Source organism: Micromonospora sp. NPDC007230 (genome assembly GCF_042869115.1).
Classification (GTDB): Bacteria; Actinomycetota; Actinomycetes; order Mycobacteriales; family Micromonosporaceae; genus Micromonospora.
On record NZ_JBIAFE010000002.1, the window covers coordinates 178,632 to 197,463 of the forward strand.

Below are 18,832 nucleotides of genomic sequence, written 5' to 3' on the forward strand. Positions count from 1 at the left end.
CATCTGCCGCGTGCCGGGTCGGTGTCGTGCCGCGAGGGTGTGCCGGACCGGCGGCCCGGCACACACCCACGGCGAACGTCTACTGCCCCAGCACGGCAGAGATCTCGTCGTTGTCCTTCTGGAGATTGCCGCCCTCGCCCAGCACCTGGTTGCGCACGAGGGTCAGCCACGGGCTGTTCGGCGCGTTGAACGCCTGCTGGAAGTTCAACGCGACCGGCGTGTCACCCTTGCCGGCCACCTCGTTGATGGTGACCAGCCGCGGGTCCTGGGCGGCGTACTTGTTGTTCGCCAGGTCGGAGCGCGACACCACGTCCTTGTTCTTGGCCAGGACCTCGACCTGGGCTTCCTCGGACATCATCCAGTTCAGGAAGTTCCAGGCCTGCGCGGCCTTCTTCGAGTCCTTGGAGACACCGATGCCGTCGCCACCGACGAAGGTGGAGGCGCCACCGTTCGGGCCGGGGATGCCGGCGACCCCGACATCGAACGGCGTCGAGGAGAGCAGCGTCGCCGGGTAGAACATCAGGCCCACCTTGCCCTGGGTGAACCCGGCCGTCCAGGTCGGGCCCGCCTCGTCCTTCGACGACGGGAGCACGGCACCGGACTTCCACAGGTCCCGCCAGGTGCTGTAGACCTTCTGGGCGGTGTCGTCGGCAAGCTTGGACTTGGCGCCGTCCTCGCTGAGCACCTCACCGCCGCTGGCCCAGATGGTGGGGAACCAGGTGAAGACCAGGCACCCGCCGCAGTTCAGACCGGTTGCCGTGCCGTAGACGCCATCCTTCTTCAACGCCTGGATCGCCTTGGCGGCGGCGGCGTACTCCTCCAGCGTCGCCGGGGCCTTCTCCGGGTCCAGGCCGGCGTCCTTGAACAGCTGCTTGTTCCAGAACATCATTGACAGGTCCAGCACGAAGGGCAGCACGTACGACTTGCCCTCGCGCGTGCCGGCCGCGAGGTGCCCCTTGTTGATGGAGTCCTTGAAGCCGAGGCCGTTGATGTTCGAGCTGAGGTCCTTGAACAGCCCCTGCTGCACCCAGTTCGGCACGTAGACGATGTCCGCGGCGAACAGGTCGGGAAGCCCGCCCGAGCCGGCCGCCGCACCCACCTTCGCCACGTAGTCGTCGTTCGGGACGACGGTCAGCTTGACCTTGTTCTTGTGGCTGGAGTTGTACGCCTCGACGAGGAGCTTCGCCTGCTTCTCCAGCGGTGCGCGGGTCCAGAGGGTCAGCTCACTGCCGTCGTCGGTGCCATCGGGCCCGGCCTGCACCGCCGCCGACCCCTTCGAGTCGTCCTTGCCGCACGCTGCCGCGCCGAGGGCCAGCGCCGCCACGAGGACTCCTGCCAGCGAGCGCAGGCCAACTCGCCCGCGCGAGGTTCGTCTCATATCCTTCTCCTAGGCTCATCGTTCGGTGAGATCCGCGCCGCGGTCCCGGCGAGGCTGGAAATTTCTACGTGTGGTGCGTCTGTCCGCACGGACTCCGTTGGCGTCGGAGGTCCCACGGGCCTGGTCGGGCCGGCCGGAAGGCGGGATTACGGTCGCTGGGCCAGGCGGTGGTACGTGCTGTTCCAGCGGATACGATCGGCGAACGACCGGGGGTCGGTCGCGGCGTCGATCATGAGCAGCTCGACACCGGCCATGTCGGCGAAATCGGCGAGGGCTTCCCGGCCGACCGCGGTGCTGAGCACGGTGTGGTGCGGACCCCCCGCGAGCAGCCAGCACTCGGCGGACGTGGCGAGGTCGGGATGTGGTTTCCATACCGCGCGGGCGACGGGCAGCCGCGGCAGCGGTTCGTCCGGCTCCACCAGGTCGATCTCGTTGGCGGTCAGCCGGAGCCGGCCGCCCAGATCGGCCAGGCCGACCACGAGACCGGGGCCGGGCGCGGCGGTGAAGACCAGGCGAACCGGGTCCTCGCGATCTCCGATCGACAACGGGTGGATCTGGAGGCTCGGCCGGCCGTCGGCGATGCTCGGGCAGACCTCGAGCATGTGCGCGCCCAGGATCTTCGGCTCGCCCGGCCCCCAGTGGTAGGTGTAGTCCTCCATGAAGGAGGTGCCGCCGGGCTCGTCTCCGGCCACCACCTTCAGGATGCGCAGCAGCGCCGCCGTCTTCCAGTCCCCCTCGCCGCCGAACCCGTAGCCGTCGGCCATCAGGCGCTGCACGGCGAGACCGGGGAGTTGCCGCAGACCGCCCAGGTCTTCGAAGTTCGTCGTGAAGGCGTCGAAGCCACCGGCCTCGAGGAACTGGCGGAGGCCGAGTTCGATCCGGGCGCCGTAGCGCAGGGACTCGTGCCGCTCGCCGCCGCGGCGCAGCTCGGGTGCCACGTCGTAGCGCTCCTCGTACTCGACGACGAGCTTGTCGACGTCAGCGTCGCCCGTCTCGTCGACGGCCGCGACGAGCGCGTTCACCCCGTAGGCGTTGACCGAGACGCCCAGGGTGGCCTGCGCCCCAACCTTGTCGCCTTCGGTGACGGCGACGTCGCGCATGTTGTCGCCGAAGCGGGCCATCCGCAGCGACCGAGCCGCCCGCCAGCCGGTCGCCGCGCGGGCCCACGCGCTGACCCGGTCCGCGACGCCCGGATCGCCGGCATAGCCCGCGACGGTCTTGCGGGCCACCCCCAGCCGCGACTGCACGTACCCGAACTCGCGGTCGCCGTGTGCGGCCTGGTTGAGGTTCATGAAGTCCATGTCCAGCTCGGCCCACGGCAGCGACCGGTTGGCCTGGGTGTGCAGATGCAGCAGCGGCTTGCCGAGCGCGGACAGGCCGGCGATCCAGGCCTTCGCCGGTGAGAACGTGTGCATCCAGGCGATGACGCCGACCACGGCATCGTCGGCGGTGGCGTCCAGGCAGGTGCGGCGGATCGCGTCGGCTGTGGTCAGCACGGGCTTCCACACCAGGCGAGCGTTAACGCGCAGGCCGCCGGCGAGCGCCTGGCACACCTCGCGGGACTGCGCCGCGACCTGTTCGAGGACGCTCTCGCCGTACAGTGCCTGGCTTCCCGTCAGGAACCAGATCTCTCCGGGTTCATCTACTGTCGGCACGAGTGTCACTCCGTTCCATCGGACCGGCCGGGCTGGCCGTACACGTTCTGGTAGCGCGCGTAGAGCCGGTCCACGTCGACCGGATCGATCGCTCGCGGCGTGCCGAGCTGCCGTGCGAGGTGGACGGTCCGCGCGACGTCCTCGCACATGACCGCCGCCTTCACCGCGTCGCGGGGCGTCGACCCGATCGTGAACACGCCGTGGTTGCGCATGAGCACGGCGGGCGATCGGTGCCCGGAAAGCGTCTCCACGATGCCCCGGCCGATGGAGTCATCGCCGATCATGGCGAACGGTCCGACCGGGATCTCGCCGCCGAACTCGTCGGCCATCGCGGTGAGCACACACGGGATCGGCTCGCCGCGAGCTGCCCACGCCGAGGCGTACGTCGAGTGGGTGTGGACGACACCGCCGACCTCGGGCCGGTGCCGGTAGACGTACGCGTGGGCCGCGGTGTCGCTCGACGGGTTGAGGTCACCCTCGACCAGGTTGCCGTCCAGGTCGCAGACGACGATCGAGTCCGCCGTCAGGTCGGCGTAATCCACCCCGCTCGGCTTGATGACCATCAGATCGTGACCCGGCACCCGGCCGGACACGTTGCCCGCCGTCCAGGCCACGAGGCGGTACGCAGTCAGCTGCGCATGAAGCGCCGCAACCGCCTCCCGGATCGTTCGCACCGCTTCGGTGAGCGTCGTCTCGTACGTCGTCATCGGGTCCCCGCCTCCCGCCGGATCCGGCGCAGCTCGTGCATCACGTCGTTGCCGCCGCGACCGAAGTAGTCATGCAGCGTCAGGTACTGCGCGTAGAGCGCGTCGTAGGCAGCGGCGCGCTTCTCGTCCGGCTGGTAGACCGCCACGTCGCGCCGGCCCATGGCCGCCGCCGCGTCCGGCACGCTCGGGTACGCGCCGGCGGCGACCGCGGCGTGGATCGCCGAGCCGACCGCGGGTGCGTGCACGGAGCCCACGATGCTGATCGGCAGCCTGGTCACATCGCTGTAGAGCTGCATCAGGAACCGGTTCTTGACCAAGCCCCCCGCGACGACGAGTTCGGTGACCGGCACGCGTCCCGCGCGCAGGGCGTCGACGATGGCGCGGGTGCCGAACGCGGTCGCCTCCAGCAGCGCCCGGTAGATGTCCTCGGGCCGGGTCGCCAGGGTCAGCCCGACGACGAGACCGGAGAGTTCATGGTCGACCAGGACGGAACGGTTCCCGCTGTGCCAGTCGAGCGCGACCAGGCCGTGCGCGCCGACGGGTTGCAGGGCTGCCTTCTCGGTGAGCAGGTCGTGCACCGAGATGCCTCGGGCGCGTGCCTCGTCGACGTAAGCCGGAGGGGTGTTCCGCTCGGTGAACCAGGCGAAGATGTCCCCGACGCCGCTCTGGCCGGCCTCGTAACCCCAGAGCCCCGCGACGATTCCGCCGTGGACCACCCCGCAGATGCCGGGCACCTCGGTCAGCACCTCGGCACTGACCACGTGGCAGGTCGAGGTGCCCATGATGGCGACGAGCTGGCCGGGCTCGACGGCCCCGGCCGCGGGCGCGGTCACGTGGGCGTCGACGTTGCCGGTGCAGACGGCGATTCCCGCCGGGAGACCGGTCAGCGCCGCAGCCGCGGGCGTCAGGCTGCCGGCTCGGGTGCCGAGCGCCGCGATCGGGCCGGCGAGCTTGCGGCTGACGAAGTCGGTGAAGCCCGGGTGCAGCGCCGCGAGGAAGTCCTCGGCGGGGTAGCGGCCGTCCTGGTAGATCGCCTTGTAGCCGGTCGCGCAGGCGTTGCGGACGTAGGTGCCGGTCAGCTGCCAGACGATCCAGTCGGCGGCCTCGACCCAGCGGTCGGTCCGGGCATAGACCTCGGGGTCCTCCTCGATCAGCTGGAGGCCCTTGGCGAACTCCCACTCCGAGGAGATCCGGCCGCCGTAGCGACTGATCCAGGGCTCACCGCGCTCGTGGGCCAACTGGTTGATCCGGTCGGCGTGGCGCTGGGCCGCGTGGTGCTTCCAGAGCTTGACGTACGCGTGCGGCCGGCCCGTCAGCTCGGGCAGCTCGCACAGCGGTGTGCCGTCTGCGAGGGTGGGCAGCACGGTGCAGGACGTGAAGTCGGTGCCGATGCCGATGACCTCTTCTGCGTTGATGCCGGCTGCGTTGACCGCCTCGGGCACCGCGTGGCGCAGCACGTCGAGGTAGTCCGCGGGGACCTGGAGCGCCCAGTCGGGCGGCAGCCGCTCACCGGTGGCAGCCAGGGATTCCTCCATGACGCCGTGCGCGTACTCGTGGACCGCCGACCCAACCACGGCGCCGTCGCGGACGCGGACCACCACCGCCCGGCCGGACAACGTGCCAAAGTCGACACCCACCACGTACCCGGAGGCGTGAGCGATAACGGGGCGCGGCAACATCGGGTTCCTCCAACCAGGTACGTGCGCAATCGCGGCGTAGGCGTGTGAGCGGAGTCACCCGAGATGTTAGCGTTAACTTCAGCGGCGTCAAGACTCGAAGAAGAGATTGTTTCGAGCAGGTTGCGCGCGGTCGTCGAGGGCGCCCTACCGGCGACGGTGCGACGTGCTGTTGCGAACCACGAGCTCAGGTGGGATGAGCGACGAAGCTCCGGGCTCCTCGCCCCCCTCGATCTCGCTCAACAGGATCTCGATGCTCCGCCGCCCGACATCCCGGAACGGCTGGCTGACCGTGGTCAGCGGCGGCGTCATGAACGCAGCCTCGGGGATGTCGTCAAACCCCACCACGCTGACGTCCTCCGGCACCCGCACCCCTGCCTCGTGCAGCCCCCGCAGCACACCCAGGGCCATCGAGTCGTTGGCCGCGAACACCGCGGTGGCCCGGCGATCCCGGGCCAGCTTCTGACCGGCAACGTACCCGGACTTGGCGCTCCAGTCGCCGACGAGCTCTCGCGGCACCGTTCGCCCATTCTCCTCAAGCGCGGCCAACCAGCCGTCGACACGCCCGTTCGCCTCGCTCCAGTCCGACGGCCCCCGCACGTGGTGAACGGTCTCATGGCCCAGGGACAGCAGGTGCTCGGTGAGCATGCGGGCACCCAGGACCTGGTCGACCGAGACACTGGTGACGTTCGGCAACGCGTTCTCGACCGCCACGACCGGAACGTCGGTCGGCAACGCGCGGACGAACGCCATCGCCTCGGCAGCCTGCGGAGCGATCAGGACGAGCCCGTCCACCGACTGGCCCACGAGACGTTGGACGGCCTGGGTCGCCGCCTCAGCAGTGGGCCGGCGCAGGCTCGCCACGCTCACCGCGTATCCCGCGTCCTCGGCGGCGTGCTCGATGCCGTTGAGCATCGAAGCCGGACCATAGAGCGTGGTGTCGAAGCAGACGACGCCGAGCGTCTGCGAACGCCGGGTGACCAGGCTCCGCGCGGCGCTGTTGCGTCGGTAGCCGAGCTGCTCGATGGCCAGCAGGACCCGCTCGCGGGTCTTCGGGCGCACCGACTCGGGCTCGTTGAGGACGCGGGACACGGTCATGTGCGACACGCCTGCCAGGCGCGCGACGTCCCCCATGACCGGCAGCCGGCGGCCCCTTGGCGCATTCACTTCCGATGGTTCCTTCACCATTTGAGGCTCATCATCCTCGATTTCGGAGCGGCGCCAGGGCAGCATTCCAGCGGGTGGCCAGCTCGATCGGACGCAGCGGTCAACTTGACCAACGAGTCGTCGACCCCCACCACGCCCGGCAGGACCTCATCAGGCAGCCGGACCTCGCCCGGCCCGTGCAGCCTGGCCACCTTCATGGTCGAGTCGGCCATGGAACCCCTCCCCGACGCGGGACGTTAACGGTAACATTTTGGCGGAGGACCGGAATGTTGCCTCGTTCGGTGACACTCCGCAACCCCGCTCCGGTGCCCGCACGGCGGCGTCGCGCCCCGACCCCGTCCGTGCGCCTCAGCCGAAGGGCACGGTCGACTCGCGCAGCACGACGCGGCCGGGGAATTCCTCCGAGCTGGCCATGGCGACGCCGTCGATGGCCGCGAAGAGCCGCTGGCCGGCGATCGCACCGAGGCGTTGGAGGTTCATGTCGATGCTGGTCAGGCGCGGGCGGGAGTGCGCGGCGACGGCTTCCCAGTTGTCAAAGCCGATCACCGAGGTGCTGCCCGGCACGTCGCGACCGAGGTCGCGCAGGGTGTCCAGGACGCCACGCGCGATCTGATCGCTGCCGCAGAAGATCGCGTCGACCTCGGGGTGCTGCCCGACGACCAGGCGTGCCGCGGCGCGCCCCCAGGACTCGTCCCACGACCCGAAGTACGGCCGGTCGCCGACCAGGGCCAGGCCGGCGGCGGCGAGCGCCGCGACGGCACCCTCGGCACGGTCCCGGGCCGCCTGGAAGCTGGCTTCACCCGTGATGTGGGCGATGTTGCGCCGGCCGCAGGACAGCAGGTGGTCGACGGCGAGCCGCCCACCACCCACGTTGTCGACGGTGATCGAGATGTCGTCCGGGTTCGCGGAGGGGGCGTAGACGTAGACGACCGGGACCGGGATGGTGCCGGTCAGCGGGGAGCGGGGATCGGTGCGGGATCCCACCACGATCAGGCCGTCCACGCGCCGGGACAGCAGCGCCCGGACGTGGTGCATCTCCCGGATCGCGTCGCCGCGCGCGTCACACAGGAAGACCGAGACCTGCCCCGCGCCGAAGGCGTCCTCCGCTCCCATCAGGATGGGAATCGAGAAGCGCCCCTCCAGGTCGCTGGTCAGCAGTCCGACGGTGCCGGTCCGACCACTGAGCAGCCCGCGGGCGAGGGCGTTCGGCGCGAAGGACAGCACCTGCGCGGCCTCCAGCACGCGCGCCCTCGTGGCCGCCTTCACCTCGCCTCGCCCGTTGATCGCCTTGGACGCGGTGGCGACCGACACCCCGGCGAGCTTGGCGACATCGGTCAGCGTCGGCGCGCGGTTGGCGAGGGCCTCGCGCTCAGGGTTCATCCGACGCTCCCCTCCGCGCGATCGACACCTGCACGCCGCACCATGACGGACCGCCGAAGGTGCCTTGACGGCCACTCCGGGCGGCAGTACATTTCTTAAACCTTTTCGCCAATGTTTCGGCACGAGCGCAGCCCAGCGACCTCCGCCGGCCGTCGGTCGCGCTGAACATTACACCGAAAAGTCAGCCACCCACGCGCCAAGGAAGCGACCGCGACCCGCGTCCCGACGCGCTACTCGCGACGTCGACGCGCTGGCCTGCCGGTACTTACCAGCTCCAGGGAGACCATTTGAAGATCCATAACTCCGCCGGCGCGGCCTCGAATGTTAGCGCTAACAGCGGTCGCCTCCCTTGATCGTGGGCCAGGAGCCGGCCTGACAGGCCCCTCCGAAATCCTTTGCGATCCGGGCCGCCGACGAACCGGCGGGTGCGGCTCCTGACGCCACGATTCGACCGGTCGGGCCGGCGGCCCTTTGCCCCATCGGCGCCGACACCGCTCCCCCACACCAACAGTGAGGAGATCCGAACCGTGAACACCACGCTGGGGCGCGGTGCCGCGCCACCAACCCGCCGGCCGTTGCGGCGGTTCCGTCAGGCGGCCGCCGCGGTGGCGCTCGCCGGGCTCGTCGCCGGCGGCCTGGTCGGGGTCGCCGCACCCGCCTACGCCGCCGACTCGTACACCTTCACCAACACCCGCAACCCCATCCTCGGCGACGGCAGCTACTACTCTGCCGACCCGGCGCCGGTCGTCGTGCCGGCGGGCGCCCCCGGCAACGACAGCGGCCGGGACCAGCTCTACATCTACACCGGCCGCGATCAGGCCGGACCGTCCACCAACGACTTCATCATGAACGAGTGGGGCGCGTTCCGGACCACCGACGTCGCGTCGGGGCAGTGGACCCACTACCCGTCGCTGATGCGCCCGGAGACGGTCTTCGCCTGGGCGACGCCAGGACGCGCGTACGCGGGCCAGATGATCCAGGGCGTGGACGGCCGCTACTACTGGTACGTTCCGGTCTCCGAGCGGAACAGCACGGCGTCGGACAAGTTCGCCATCGGGTTGGCCGTCTCCGCCACGCCGACCGGGCCGTGGAGCGACTACGTGGGCGGACCGCTGATCTCCCAGCGGGTGCCCACGACGAACACCATCCAGAACATCGACCCGACGATCCTCATCGACGGCGAAGCCCCCAACCAGCGGGTGTACGTCTACTGGGGCACGTTCAGCCAGCTGCGGATGCTCGAGCTCCAGCAGGACATGAAGACGCCGGTCGGCACCCAGCGCTCCATCACCGGCCTGACCGGCTACTTCGAGGCACCCTGGATCTTCAAGCGCAACGGCACCTACTACCTGGCGTACGCCGGGAACAACGCCGGCCCGACCTCGTCGTGCACGCCGGCGAACTACCACGCCTGCATCGCCTACGCGACGGCGTCGTCGCCCACCGGACCGTGGACCTACCGGGGCACGGTGCTCCCGCCGGTGTCATCGACCACGAGCCACCCGGGAATCCTGGAGTTCAACGGCCAGTGGTACATCGCGTACCACACCGCCGACGCCGTGGGCGGCGGGCACTTCCGCCGTTCCGTGGCGCTGGACCGGGTCGAGTGGGACGACACCCAGACCCCGCCGCGGATGAAGCCGGTCACGCCGACTCCGGTCAAGGGACGCGACCTCACGCCCCGAGCGAACATCGCCCAGGAGGCGAAGGTGACCGTCTCCAACGAGCCGGTGCCCACGCAGTACTGGGTGAAGGCACTCAACGACGAGATCGTCCGGTCGAACCCCCTGCCCCCGGACATGTGGGGGACCTGGACCGGTAACAACCCGCCCCAGCAGTGGGTGCAGTACACGTGGAACCAGCCGATGCGGATCTCCGGTTCGCAGATCGACTTCTGGAACGACCAGCCGCAGGGCACCGGCGTCGGCGTCGCCGCGCCTGCCCGCTGGCGTATCCAGTACTGGAACCTCGCCACCGGCCAATGGACGGACGTGCCGAACCCGAGCGGTTACCCGACCGGCACGCAGGGCTTCCAGAACACCACGTTCGACCCGGTGACCACCACCCAGGTCCGCGCGCTGTTCGACGCGTCGACCAACGGCAGCACCTACTCGGCGGTGGCGGTCGAGGAGTGGAAGATCCTCGCCGCGCAGCCGGCATCCGTCACCGCGCCGTCCATGACGGTCGAAGTGGGTGAGGTCGAGCTGCCCGACACCCTCCCCGTGGCGTTCGGCGACGAAACGCTGCAGATTCCGGTCTTCTGGGACCTGCTCACGCCGGAGCAGGTCGCCGAACCGGGCACGGTCACGATCCAGGGCAGCGTGCTCGGCTACGCCGGCGGCCGGGTCGCCGCGCAGGTCAACGTCATTTCACCCGACGACACCGAGGGCGACGTGACCCCGCCGACCGTGACCCTCAAGCCCAGCGGCAGCGCCGGCGCCGCCGGCTGGTTCCGGTCCGCCGTGCGGGTGCGCGTCGCCGGTGTCGACGACCGCGGCGGCCGGCTCACCATCGAGTCGCGGGTGAACGCCGGCCAGCCGGTGGTCGCCACCGACGTACGACACGTGGACGTCAACGTCTCCGGGGACGGGCAGCACACCGTCACGGCGACCGCCACCGACCGGGCGGGCAACGCATCGGCACCCGCGAGCCTCGCCGTACGCATCGACGCGACCGCACCGGTCAGCGCCGCCACCGTGGACGGCACCACCCGAGCGGTCACGGTGACCGCGAGGGACACGACCTCCGGAGTCGCCCGCATCGAGTACGCCATCGACACCGGGGCGTGGACCACCTACAGCGACGCGATCGCGGCGCCCGACGCGAACAAGCACACCGTGTCGTTCCGCGCGATCGACCTGGCCGGGAACCTGGAGACCGCCAAGACGGTCACCATCCCGGCGGACCTGTACGGGCCGCTCACCGGCAACATCGGACCGATCGCGACCCCGTCCGCCTCCTACACCGCGGGCTGGAACAGCCTCACCGCGCTCAACGACAACGCCGATCCGCCCAGCCCGAGCCAGGCGCAGATCTGGGGCACCTGGTCCGGCACCCGCCCGGCGACCCAGTGGGTCCAGTACGACTGGTCCCGCCCGGTACGGCTCGTCGGCACGGAGCTGAAGTTCTGGCGGGACTCCAACCGCGGCGCCGGCGACGGGGTGGCCCAGCCCGACGGGTGGGTGCTGCAGTACTGGGACGCGGCGGCCTCCGCCTGGCGCGACGTGACCGGCGCTTCCGCCTATGGCACCAGCACCACCGCGTTCAACACCGTCACCTTCGACCCCGTCACCACACCCCGGGTACGGGCCACGGTCCAGGCCAACGGCAACGGCACCACCTACTCCGCGGTGGCGATCACGGAGTGGCGAGTCTTCGCCGACGACCCGGGGGTCGCGGCCCAGTTGCTGAAGGCGGCGCAGGACGCGGTCGCCGCCGCCGAGGCCAACCCCTCGGCAGAGACGATCACGGCCGCCGAGACGGCCATCGCCAAGGTCACCGACGCCACCCACGTCACCGCGCTGAACCAACGACTGACCATCGTGAAACACCTCGTCCACGCCCACGACCTGCTCAACCGCATCGCCGCAACCGAACTCACCACCCCCGCACAACTCGACGCCGCCGTCACCGACCTCACCGACGCCACCACGACCCTGGAACAGATACCCACCGACCGGCAAGGCGACCTGCCACACCAACTCGCCACAGCGAAACGCCGCATCGCCGACGCCCTCGCCGACTTCTTCGCCAAACCCGTCCAAGGCAAACCGGAACCCATCAAACGACCCTGGCTCGACCTGGTCATCTCCGACACCTACGACCAGTCCGGCACCACCGACCTGCACGACCGCGTGATGTCGATCGTGCGCAGCCACACCACCGGCCAGCAGGCCACCATCGCCATCAACGAATTCCTCGCCACCCGCTAAACGGAAAACACTCCCCCTCGACTCGGGGCGGCGCCGGACCCACCGGCGCCGCCCGGAACCTCAGCGCGGGCGAGTTCGCCAGGAACCCGGCCCGGGGCGGACACGTCATAGGCCCTATGACGGGTAGCAGCGTCCCCCATCGAACGGCCGCCACCGGCGTCCTCCGAGGCATGGCTCAAGCCCGGGCCATGCGAGTGATGCTGGTCGTCAGCCTGTCCCTGGTCGCCGGCTGTACGGCGGAACCGGCCGCCGCGCCACCACGTGACCGGGCAGTGCCGGCCGGCGGTTTCCGGCTCGTTGCCTTCGACTCCTGCGCGGAGGCGCTGCGGCAGCTCAAGACGGCTGCCAAGGCGTACGTCGGGCCCTGGGGGTTCGGCCCGAACGGGGACCTGCGGGCCGCGGACGGTGCGGAACAGGCCGGGGCGCCCGCCGCAGCGAAGCAGGCGAACCCGGCGCCCGGGGCTGGCGCCCCCGGCTACTCGGGCACCAACACCCACGAGGCCGGAGTTGACGAGCCGGACCTGGTCAAGACCGACGGCAAGCGGATCGTCACCGTCAACCGGGGCAAGCTGTACGTGATCGATCCGGCCGCCCGCCGGCTGACCGGCGAACTGGAGCTGGTGCCCGGCGCCGACGGGTTCGGTGGCACGGAGGACAGTCTGCTGCTCCAGGGCGACCGGGCGCTGGTACTGCTCCGCGAGGGGTGGGCCGGGACGGCGAAACCCGCCGCCGCTGCGGACGGGCGTCCCGTCCCGACGTCGGAGGACCTCGTCGGCCCACGGCTGATCATGGTTGACCTCTCCGGAGCGCCGAAGATCATCGGCGAATACCGGATCGACGGGAGCCTGGTGGACGCCCGCCAGGTGGGCACGACGGTTCGTGTCGTGGTCCGCTCCGCGCCTCGGCTGGCCTTCCCGTACCGCGAAAAGGTCACCGACGCGCAGCGCACCGCCGCCAACCGGGAGATCATCGACAGCGCCACCGCCGACGACTGGCTGCCCCGGTACGAGATCACCGCCGGCGGGCGGACCAGCACCGGGCGGGTCGGCTGCGACCGGGTGAGCCGGCCGGCCAGCTACTCCGGCACATCGCTGGTGACCGTGCTCAGCTTCGACCTGGGTGCGGCCACGCTCGGCGCCGGCGACCCGGTCACCGTGCTGGCCGATGGCGACACCGTCTACAGCAACGGGCAGCGGCTGTACGTCGCCAACGATCAGCGCTGGCGCGTGCTGCCGATGCTGACCAGGCGGAACACCGCCCCCGATCCGAAGGACGAGACCACCGAGATCTACCAGTTCGACACCTCGGGCGAGGGCACCCCGCGGTACCTCGCCGCCGCGACCGTGCCGGGCTGGCTGATCAACCAGTACGCCATGTCGGAGTGGGACGGGCACCTGCGGGTGGCCACCACCAGCGGCCGCACCTGGGGCAGCAAGCCCGACTCGACCTCCAGCGTGTACGTCCTGGGCGCCGACGGCACGACGTTGACCCAGGTCGGCAAGGTCACCGGACTGGGCAAGGGCGAGCGGATCCACGCGGTGAGGTTCGTCGGCGGCGCCGGGTACGTCGTCACCTTCCGGCAGACCGACCCGCTCTACACCGTCGACCTGCGGGATCCGGCAGCGCCGAAGGTGAGCGGTGAACTGAAGATCAACGGGTATTCGGCGTACCTGCACCCGGCCGGCGAAGGGCAGCTCCTCGGCGTCGGGCAGGAGGCGACGGACCAGGGCCGGGTCCAGGGCACCCAGCTGTCACTCTTCGACGTCTCCGATCCGGCCAAGCCGACCCGAACCGCTCAGTACCACGTCAAGCAGGGGAACTCCGAGGCGGAGTTCGATCCGCACGCGTTCCTCTACTGGCCGCCCGAACGCCTGGTCGTGGTCCCACTGACCGTCTACGGAGGCGCCGGGAGGCCGGGTCCGCCGACCAACGTGGCGCTGGCGCTGCGGGTCGGCGACGGAGGGTTCACCGAGGTCGGCACGGTCGACCACCCGCTGGACACCGGGCGCCCCGAGGATCTGATGCCGATCCGCCGGTCACTGATGGTCGACGGGGTGCTCTGGACCGTCTCCGACGCCGGCCTCAAGGCCACCGACATCTCCACGATGAAGACCCTCGGCTGGCTGCGGACGGCCTGACGGTCGCCGCGGCCCACGCGCTACCTCATCCGAAGCTCCGCACTGCTTCAGCCGTGGGTACGACCCGTGGCCAGCAGCATGCTCAGGTAGCCGTCCCGCAGCGGCGGCGTGGGCGGCACCTCGTGGACGTTCAGGTCGTACGCGCCGGCGGCGATGCTCGCCACCACGTCGACGCGCTGCAGTTCCACGGCCGGGAACCAGCGTTGGCCGACGTGGTAGCCGCGGGAGCCGAGCATGAACGCCACGGCGAACGGCGAGCCGGGCTGCAGGGCACTGAGAAACCGGCCCACGGCGTGCTGGAATTCCGCGCGGTCGGCCGATATCGAGCAGGCCACGAAGAACATGGTGCCCGCGTCCCAGGTGCGCCTCGGCAGGTCGAAGACGCTCGTTTGCCGTACCCGGCCCACCTGCGCCAGCCGGCCCCGCGGGTCGGCCAGCGCCGAATACGCCGGGTGCTCCGCGCAGACCTGCCAGTACGGATCCCACAGCTCGTCGTAACCGTCGATCTGCGTGCGCAGCCAGCCCACGTTCGACGCCGACCATTCACACAGGTCCATGGCCCGCGCGAACGGCAGGAGCGACAGCGCCGGGTAGAGATTGGCCCCAGACCCCACATCGACGCAGCGCACGTCGGAGAGTCCCGCATCGGCAAAGAAATCTCTGGTACGGCAGAGAATTTCGCGGTCATCGGCGCGCAGCGCCGAGTAGTTGTGCCGAAGATAGGCGTGGGAATCGAAGTTGTCCCACTCGACGTCGGAATTGGCCGGCCGCTCGGACTGGGTTGGTGGCGGTGGGGTTGACGACGCGCCGCAGCCGCTGCCAGCTGCCGGCGTCAACGCCATGGATATGCCTCCATCGGTGTCGGCGGATCACTTTGGTCGTCGCCCCGGCGCGCTCAGCCCACCGCCCATTGTGTATCGAAGGTGGTACCGACTGGCAAGTGGACGGAGGGCATCAACCACCGGGGAATGACAGCCGACTAGGAATCCGATTGTCGATCGGCGGGAGTCGGTCAGATTGCCGACAGCGCGAGCACGGCCGCGATGGCGACAGCGCCGATCCAACCCTGCTCCCCCGGTCCCGGCTCGCACGGGCCGCCGCCGGCCGGTCGTGCCGGTGCTTGTCCGGCAGGTCGTCCGACATTCCAGGCCCTCGCCTGGCCGACCGGCGGCGAGCACGCGGTCGGCGGCTATGAGCGGACGCCGTCAGAGGCCGAACATTGGGCGGCAAGCTGCCATGCCGTCAACTCTTACATCGGGCCGTTCCTGCTGAAGCCACCGCTGTCTGGTGAGCCGTAGGCGGTCCGACACGACGGCCTCGCCGTCGCGGGGGTCTACCGAGATGCCGTCGGCCTCGTAGCCGAGCTTGCGGGACACTCTTTGTGAGGCGTGGTTGTCCTGGAACACCTCGGTCAGCGCCGCACGTGCGTCGAGGTGATCGAAGGCCAGCGTGAGCAGACCGATCCGAGCTTCGGTGCCGTGACCCTTGCCGTGGTGTTCGATCCCCAGCCATGAGGAGGTGGTGACCTCGCGAACAACGACGAAATCGCGTGCTCGAAGGGTGACCACGCCGAGCGGGTTCCCGTCGTGGAAGACGGCGAGCCCGAGGCGCCACGCTGCCACGCTCCACCCGGCGAGCTGGTCCCAGTGTCCCTGCAGCACGAACCGCGCCCGATCCTCGGGGCTGCCGTCGGTCCACGGGGTCAGGAAGGGACGCTCGTCGGCCCGGTGCACGCCGTTGGCTGCCAGCCGAGCGAGTGCCGCGAGTTCCTCCTCGTGGGGCAGGCGGAGTTCGAGTCGTGGCGTGTAGATGATCAGGCCGTACTGGGGCCACAGGTCGGCAAGCACGGGCCCGATCATGACGACTGGGCCGGTGCCACGCTACCGAGTATCCGTAGGCCAGTGGGCGATCCTCCGGGACCACGGTGCCGGCGTAAGGGGCCGGTGTTGATTCCGAAGCTACGCTTCGCGGGTGACTACTGAGGGAACCCGCCGTCCGGTTTCGGAGTCCCTCCCCAGAGCCCGCAGTGGACCGAGGCGGGTTGGGTGGTCGGCGCTCGCGGTGTTCCTCGTCGCGTTCGCAATCTTCGAGAGCCTCAAGTACGGTTTGGCGACCATGGCCGCTGCCCTGGCGTTCTTCGCGCTGCCCGACCTGGCGCGGCTCGCCGGCCTTCGTGCGCCCGGGCTGCTCTACCAAGCCGTGCACCGGGTGTGGATTCCGCTCGTGGTGCTGGTCGTCTACAGCTTCGGGCCGATCGTGTGGCCACCGCTCTTCACCGCCGCTCTCGGTTGGCTCGCTCGCATCGCCGTCAATCGGGTGGTCTCGCACACCCCACTGGCCATCGATAATCCTCGGTAGTTGCCCTGCACTGGGCACCACCGCGGCAATCCGCCGGCCAGGCAGCCGGGTTGATCGACTGGCGTCGCGCACAATGCTTGCCATGGTGTGGGGGCATGATCGCGTGCGATGGGTGGCGGCGGGACCGGCGATCGGGATGGCGTTGGGTGCCGTCGACTCGGTGGTGAATCATGTGCCGATCTGGCTAGGCGAAGTCGGCACTGCGCGCGCCGATCGTAGTGGCTGGTCGCAGATCGCGGAGTTCGCGAGTCTGGTTCTCGACGCCGGATGGGCGTGGGCCGCGACGGCGGTGCTGGCGGGCTGGCTGGTGAGCGGGCACACCCGACCCGTTGCGGGGTTGCTGCGCGGGGCGGTAGCCGGGGGCCTCGCGTTGGCGTTCGCCACCACCGCTTACTACGGCATGGACGTGCTCTTCGACGGCGGCCCTTGGTGGGGCATGGCGACCCGGTACTGGCTGATCGGCAGCGTGGTGCTCGGCCCTGCGCTCGGGGTTGCCGGCGCGTTGATCCGGCGACCCGGTCCGGCCGGGGCACTCGCCGCCCTGCTGGCGCCGGCCGGCGCCGCTCTGCAGATGGTGATACTGCCTCCGCCGCCGGAGAGCTTGATGGCTCAGCCGGTGCGGCTGACCGTTTGGGCATCGGCGGCAGTAGCCACTGTGTTGATCATCCGGGCGAAGGGCCGTTGCGGGTTTCTGGCGCCGTCGGTCAGGCCGCGCTGAGGCGGGTCTACCCGAGTTCAGATCGTCGACCCGGTTCGCCGCGGTGAACAGCCAGTGGACTCAGCGGCGGCTCACCTCGAGCTCGAGCAGGCCCTGGGTCTGCACGACCGACACCGACAGAGTCTTGTAGCCGACATCGTCGAAGAGCACGGTCATGCGGTCCTTCTCGTACCCGAGCACCACGCCGGGTCCCCACTTGGCGTGCCGCACCGTGCTGTGCAGCGGGTACGGGCCGTCGTCCGGGATCACCTCTGACGTGCCGCCGGCACAGTTGTCGCAGTGTCCGCAGGGCAGGCTCAACTGCTCCCCGAAATAGCCCAGCAGCGATTGCATCCGGCAGCCGGGAATCTCCGCGAAGCGGCGCATCATGTCGGTGCGGGAACGCTGCCCGGCCTGATAGCGGGCGTATTCGGCCAGCGCCTGCCGCGCCGCCTCATCGGGCAGGGGTGCGTACCGAGGGACGGTGAGCTGTCCCCTGGGGCCGGTAGCCACCGCGCCGACCTGCTCCAGCAGACTGAGGTGGCTGGCGAGCTTGCGGGTGCCCAGGTCGGTTGCCGCCGCCAGCGCGGTGCGCGTCATCGGGCCGCCGTGCAGCGCTGCTGCGACCGCTCGTAGCTCGTGCCGGTCGGGTGCGCCGCCGGTGAAGAAGCGCTGCAGGGCGACGTCCTCAGGCCGGTAGAGCAGCAGCGCGCGGGCTGGCTCGCCGTCACGCCCTGCCCGGCCGATCTCCTGCAGGTAGCTGTCGGGTGAGTCGGGCAGCGCCACGTGTGCCACCCAACGGATGTTCTGCTTGTCGATGCCCATACCGAACGCCGAGGTGGCGACCATGATCGGCACCCGGTCGGCGAGGAAGTCCTCGTGGCGGCGGTGACGCGCTCCCGCCGCCATGCCCCCGTGGTACGCCTCGGCGGGGAAACCCGCGTCGGAGAGCCGCTCGGCGAGTTCCTCGGCGGCACGCCGGGTCGGCACATACACGATGCCCGGCGGGTCGGCCTCCTTGAGGAAGGCGAGAAGCCTGCGCCAGCGGTAGTCCTCGCTGGGGCAGTGCGTGGCGGTCACGAAAAGGTTCGGCCGATCCAGCCCACCCAGAATGAGTCGCGGCTTGCGCATGCCGAGGCGCGCGGTGATGTCGTCGCGTACCGGCGGCGACGCGGTGGCGGTCAACGCCACCACCGGCGGTCGCCCCAGCTCGCGGATCAGGTGGCCGATGCTCAGGTAGTCGGGGCGGAAGTCGTGCCCCCACGACGAGATGCAGTGCGCCTCGTCCACCGCCACCAGTGCCGGACGCAGGGCGCGGACCTCGGCCAGCCGCTCCGGCGAGCTGAGCTGCTCCGGTGTGATGAACAGGAAGGTCGCGGCACCCGAGCGCAGCTCCGCCAGGGCGGCGGCCTGTTTGCCGGGGCTCTCCGCGGAGCTGATCCGAACCGCGCGCAATGCCGGATCGTCGCGCTCGTTGAGGTTGCCGATCTGGTCCTGTTGCAGCGCCAGCAGCGGTGAGATCACCACGGTGGGACCGCGCAGCAGCGTCGCCGGAACCTGGTAGATGGCCGACTTTCCGCCGCCGGTGGGCAGGACGACGAGCGCGTCGCGGCCCGCCAGCAGCGCCCGCATCGCGCGTAGCTGCGCCGGGCGTAGCTTCTGCCAGCCGAAGTGCCTGCGGGCGGCGCGGCGTAGCCGCAGGGCGCGAAACATGAACATCATTGCCGGGCATGTTAGGTCGTCG

14 protein-coding genes are annotated in these 18,832 nt (G+C 70.2%); 4 read left to right on the forward strand and 10 right to left on the reverse strand.

The genetic code is table 11. The features are described from left to right. Nucleotides 1-79: 79 nt before the first annotated feature. The 7 genes from ACFYML_RS03870 to ACFYML_RS03900 form a co-directional block, all read right to left on the reverse strand. A complete protein-coding gene (locus ACFYML_RS03870) occupies nucleotides 80-1,378 on the reverse strand; it encodes a sugar ABC transporter substrate-binding protein (RefSeq protein WP_357442881.1) in 1,299 nt (432 codons plus the stop codon). A 146-nt stretch (nucleotides 1,379-1,524) separates the two neighbouring features. Then, nucleotides 1,525-3,033 (reverse strand): L-arabinose isomerase, encoded by a 1,509-nt coding sequence (gene araA / locus ACFYML_RS03875; RefSeq protein WP_387419152.1) that lies wholly within the window; start codon nucleotides 3,031-3,033, stop codon nucleotides 1,525-1,527. Between the two features lie 5 nt (nucleotides 3,034-3,038). Further along, nucleotides 3,039-3,740: an L-ribulose-5-phosphate 4-epimerase gene (locus tag ACFYML_RS03880; protein WP_387419153.1), complete on the reverse strand. Its 702-nt coding sequence runs from the start codon at nucleotides 3,738-3,740 to the stop codon at nucleotides 3,039-3,041. Next, complete coding sequence (gene araB / locus ACFYML_RS03885) at nucleotides 3,737-5,419, reverse strand: ribulokinase (protein WP_387419154.1); 1,683 nt, start codon at nucleotides 5,417-5,419, stop codon at nucleotides 3,737-3,739. Before araB ends, ACFYML_RS03880 begins: the two co-directional genes overlap by 4 nt. Nucleotides 5,420-5,563: 144 nt before the next feature. Next, entirely contained in the window at nucleotides 5,564-6,604 is a 1,041-nt protein-coding gene (locus ACFYML_RS03890) for a LacI family DNA-binding transcriptional regulator (protein WP_357442869.1), read from the reverse strand. Beyond that, the gene (locus tag ACFYML_RS03895; RefSeq protein WP_387419155.1) at nucleotides 6,598-6,795 is read right to left on the reverse strand and encodes a hypothetical protein; all 198 of its coding nucleotides are present in this window, start codon (nucleotides 6,793-6,795) and stop codon (nucleotides 6,598-6,600) included. The genes ACFYML_RS03890 and ACFYML_RS03895 overlap by 7 nt, the downstream gene beginning before the upstream one ends. Before the next feature lie 136 nt (nucleotides 6,796-6,931). Beyond that, the gene (locus ACFYML_RS03900) at nucleotides 6,932-7,963 is read right to left on the reverse strand and encodes a LacI family DNA-binding transcriptional regulator (protein WP_387419156.1); all 1,032 of its coding nucleotides are present in this window, start codon (nucleotides 7,961-7,963) and stop codon (nucleotides 6,932-6,934) included. 527 nt (nucleotides 7,964-8,490) lie between these two features. Here ACFYML_RS03900 and ACFYML_RS03905 point away from each other — a divergent pair. Both ACFYML_RS03905 and ACFYML_RS03910 read left to right on the forward strand, forming a co-directional pair. Then, a complete protein-coding gene (locus ACFYML_RS03905) occupies nucleotides 8,491-11,895 on the forward strand; it encodes a family 43 glycosylhydrolase (protein WP_387419157.1) in 3,405 nt (1,134 codons plus the stop codon). Nucleotides 11,896-12,083: 188 nt separating this feature from the next. Then, a complete protein-coding gene (locus tag ACFYML_RS03910) occupies nucleotides 12,084-14,033 on the forward strand; it encodes a beta-propeller domain-containing protein (RefSeq protein ID WP_387419158.1) in 1,950 nt (649 codons plus the stop codon). Nucleotides 14,034-14,080: 47 nt separating this feature from the next. Here ACFYML_RS03910 and ACFYML_RS03915 read toward each other — a convergent pair whose 3' ends face one another. Continuing rightward, complete coding sequence (locus tag ACFYML_RS03915; protein WP_387419159.1) at nucleotides 14,081-14,875, reverse strand: SCO2525 family SAM-dependent methyltransferase; 795 nt, start codon at nucleotides 14,873-14,875, stop codon at nucleotides 14,081-14,083. A gap of 363 nt (nucleotides 14,876-15,238) precedes the next feature. Then, nucleotides 15,239-15,880, reverse strand: a complete 642-nt coding sequence (locus tag ACFYML_RS03920; RefSeq protein ID WP_387419160.1) for a GNAT family N-acetyltransferase — start codon at nucleotides 15,878-15,880, stop codon at nucleotides 15,239-15,241. Between the two features lie 268 nt (nucleotides 15,881-16,148). Between ACFYML_RS03920 and ACFYML_RS03925 the strand changes: the two genes are divergently transcribed. After that, nucleotides 16,149-16,391 (forward strand): hypothetical protein, encoded by a 243-nt coding sequence (locus tag ACFYML_RS03925; RefSeq protein WP_387419161.1) that lies wholly within the window; start codon nucleotides 16,149-16,151, stop codon nucleotides 16,389-16,391. An 82-nt stretch (nucleotides 16,392-16,473) separates the two neighbouring features. Next, nucleotides 16,474-17,109, forward strand: coding sequence for a hypothetical protein (locus tag ACFYML_RS03930; protein ID WP_387419162.1), 636 nt, complete (start codon nucleotides 16,474-16,476; stop codon nucleotides 17,107-17,109). A gap of 60 nt (nucleotides 17,110-17,169) precedes the next feature. Here ACFYML_RS03930 and ACFYML_RS03935 read toward each other — a convergent pair whose 3' ends face one another. Then, nucleotides 17,170-18,810: a RecQ family ATP-dependent DNA helicase gene (locus ACFYML_RS03935; protein ID WP_387419163.1), complete on the reverse strand. Its 1,641-nt coding sequence runs from the start codon at nucleotides 18,808-18,810 to the stop codon at nucleotides 17,170-17,172. Nucleotides 18,811-18,832: the final 22 nt, after the last annotated feature.

What these genes read in the sequence shown, in the direction of transcription:
- ACFYML_RS03870 (WP_357442881.1), bottom strand. Translation starts at nt 1,378, where the DNA reads ATGAGACGAACCTCGCGCGGGCGAGTTGGCCTGCGCTCGCTGGCAGGA.
- ACFYML_RS03880 (WP_387419153.1), bottom strand. Translation starts at nt 3,740, where the DNA reads ATGACGACGTACGAGACGACGCTCACCGAAGCGGTGCGAACGATCCGG.
- araB (WP_387419154.1), bottom strand. Translation starts at nt 5,419, where the DNA reads ATGTTGCCGCGCCCCGTTATCGCTCACGCCTCCGGGTACGTGGTGGGT.
- ACFYML_RS03890 (WP_357442869.1), bottom strand. Translation starts at nt 6,604, where the DNA reads ATGGTGAAGGAACCATCGGAAGTGAATGCGCCAAGGGGCCGCCGGCTG.
- ACFYML_RS03895 (WP_387419155.1), bottom strand. Translation starts at nt 6,795, where the DNA reads ATGGCCGACTCGACCATGAAGGTGGCCAGGCTGCACGGGCCGGGCGAG.
- ACFYML_RS03900 (WP_387419156.1), bottom strand. Translation starts at nt 7,963, where the DNA reads ATGAACCCTGAGCGCGAGGCCCTCGCCAACCGCGCGCCGACGCTGACC.
- ACFYML_RS03910 (WP_387419158.1), top strand. Translation starts at nt 12,084, where the DNA reads ATGCGAGTGATGCTGGTCGTCAGCCTGTCCCTGGTCGCCGGCTGTACG.
- ACFYML_RS03915 (WP_387419159.1), bottom strand. Translation starts at nt 14,875, where the DNA reads ATGGCGTTGACGCCGGCAGCTGGCAGCGGCTGCGGCGCGTCGTCAACC.
- ACFYML_RS03925 (WP_387419161.1), top strand. Translation starts at nt 16,149, where the DNA reads ATGGCCGCTGCCCTGGCGTTCTTCGCGCTGCCCGACCTGGCGCGGCTC.
- ACFYML_RS03930 (WP_387419162.1), top strand. Translation starts at nt 16,474, where the DNA reads ATGGTGTGGGGGCATGATCGCGTGCGATGGGTGGCGGCGGGACCGGCG.
- ACFYML_RS03935 (WP_387419163.1), bottom strand. Translation starts at nt 18,810, where the DNA reads ATGATGTTCATGTTTCGCGCCCTGCGGCTACGCCGCGCCGCCCGCAGG.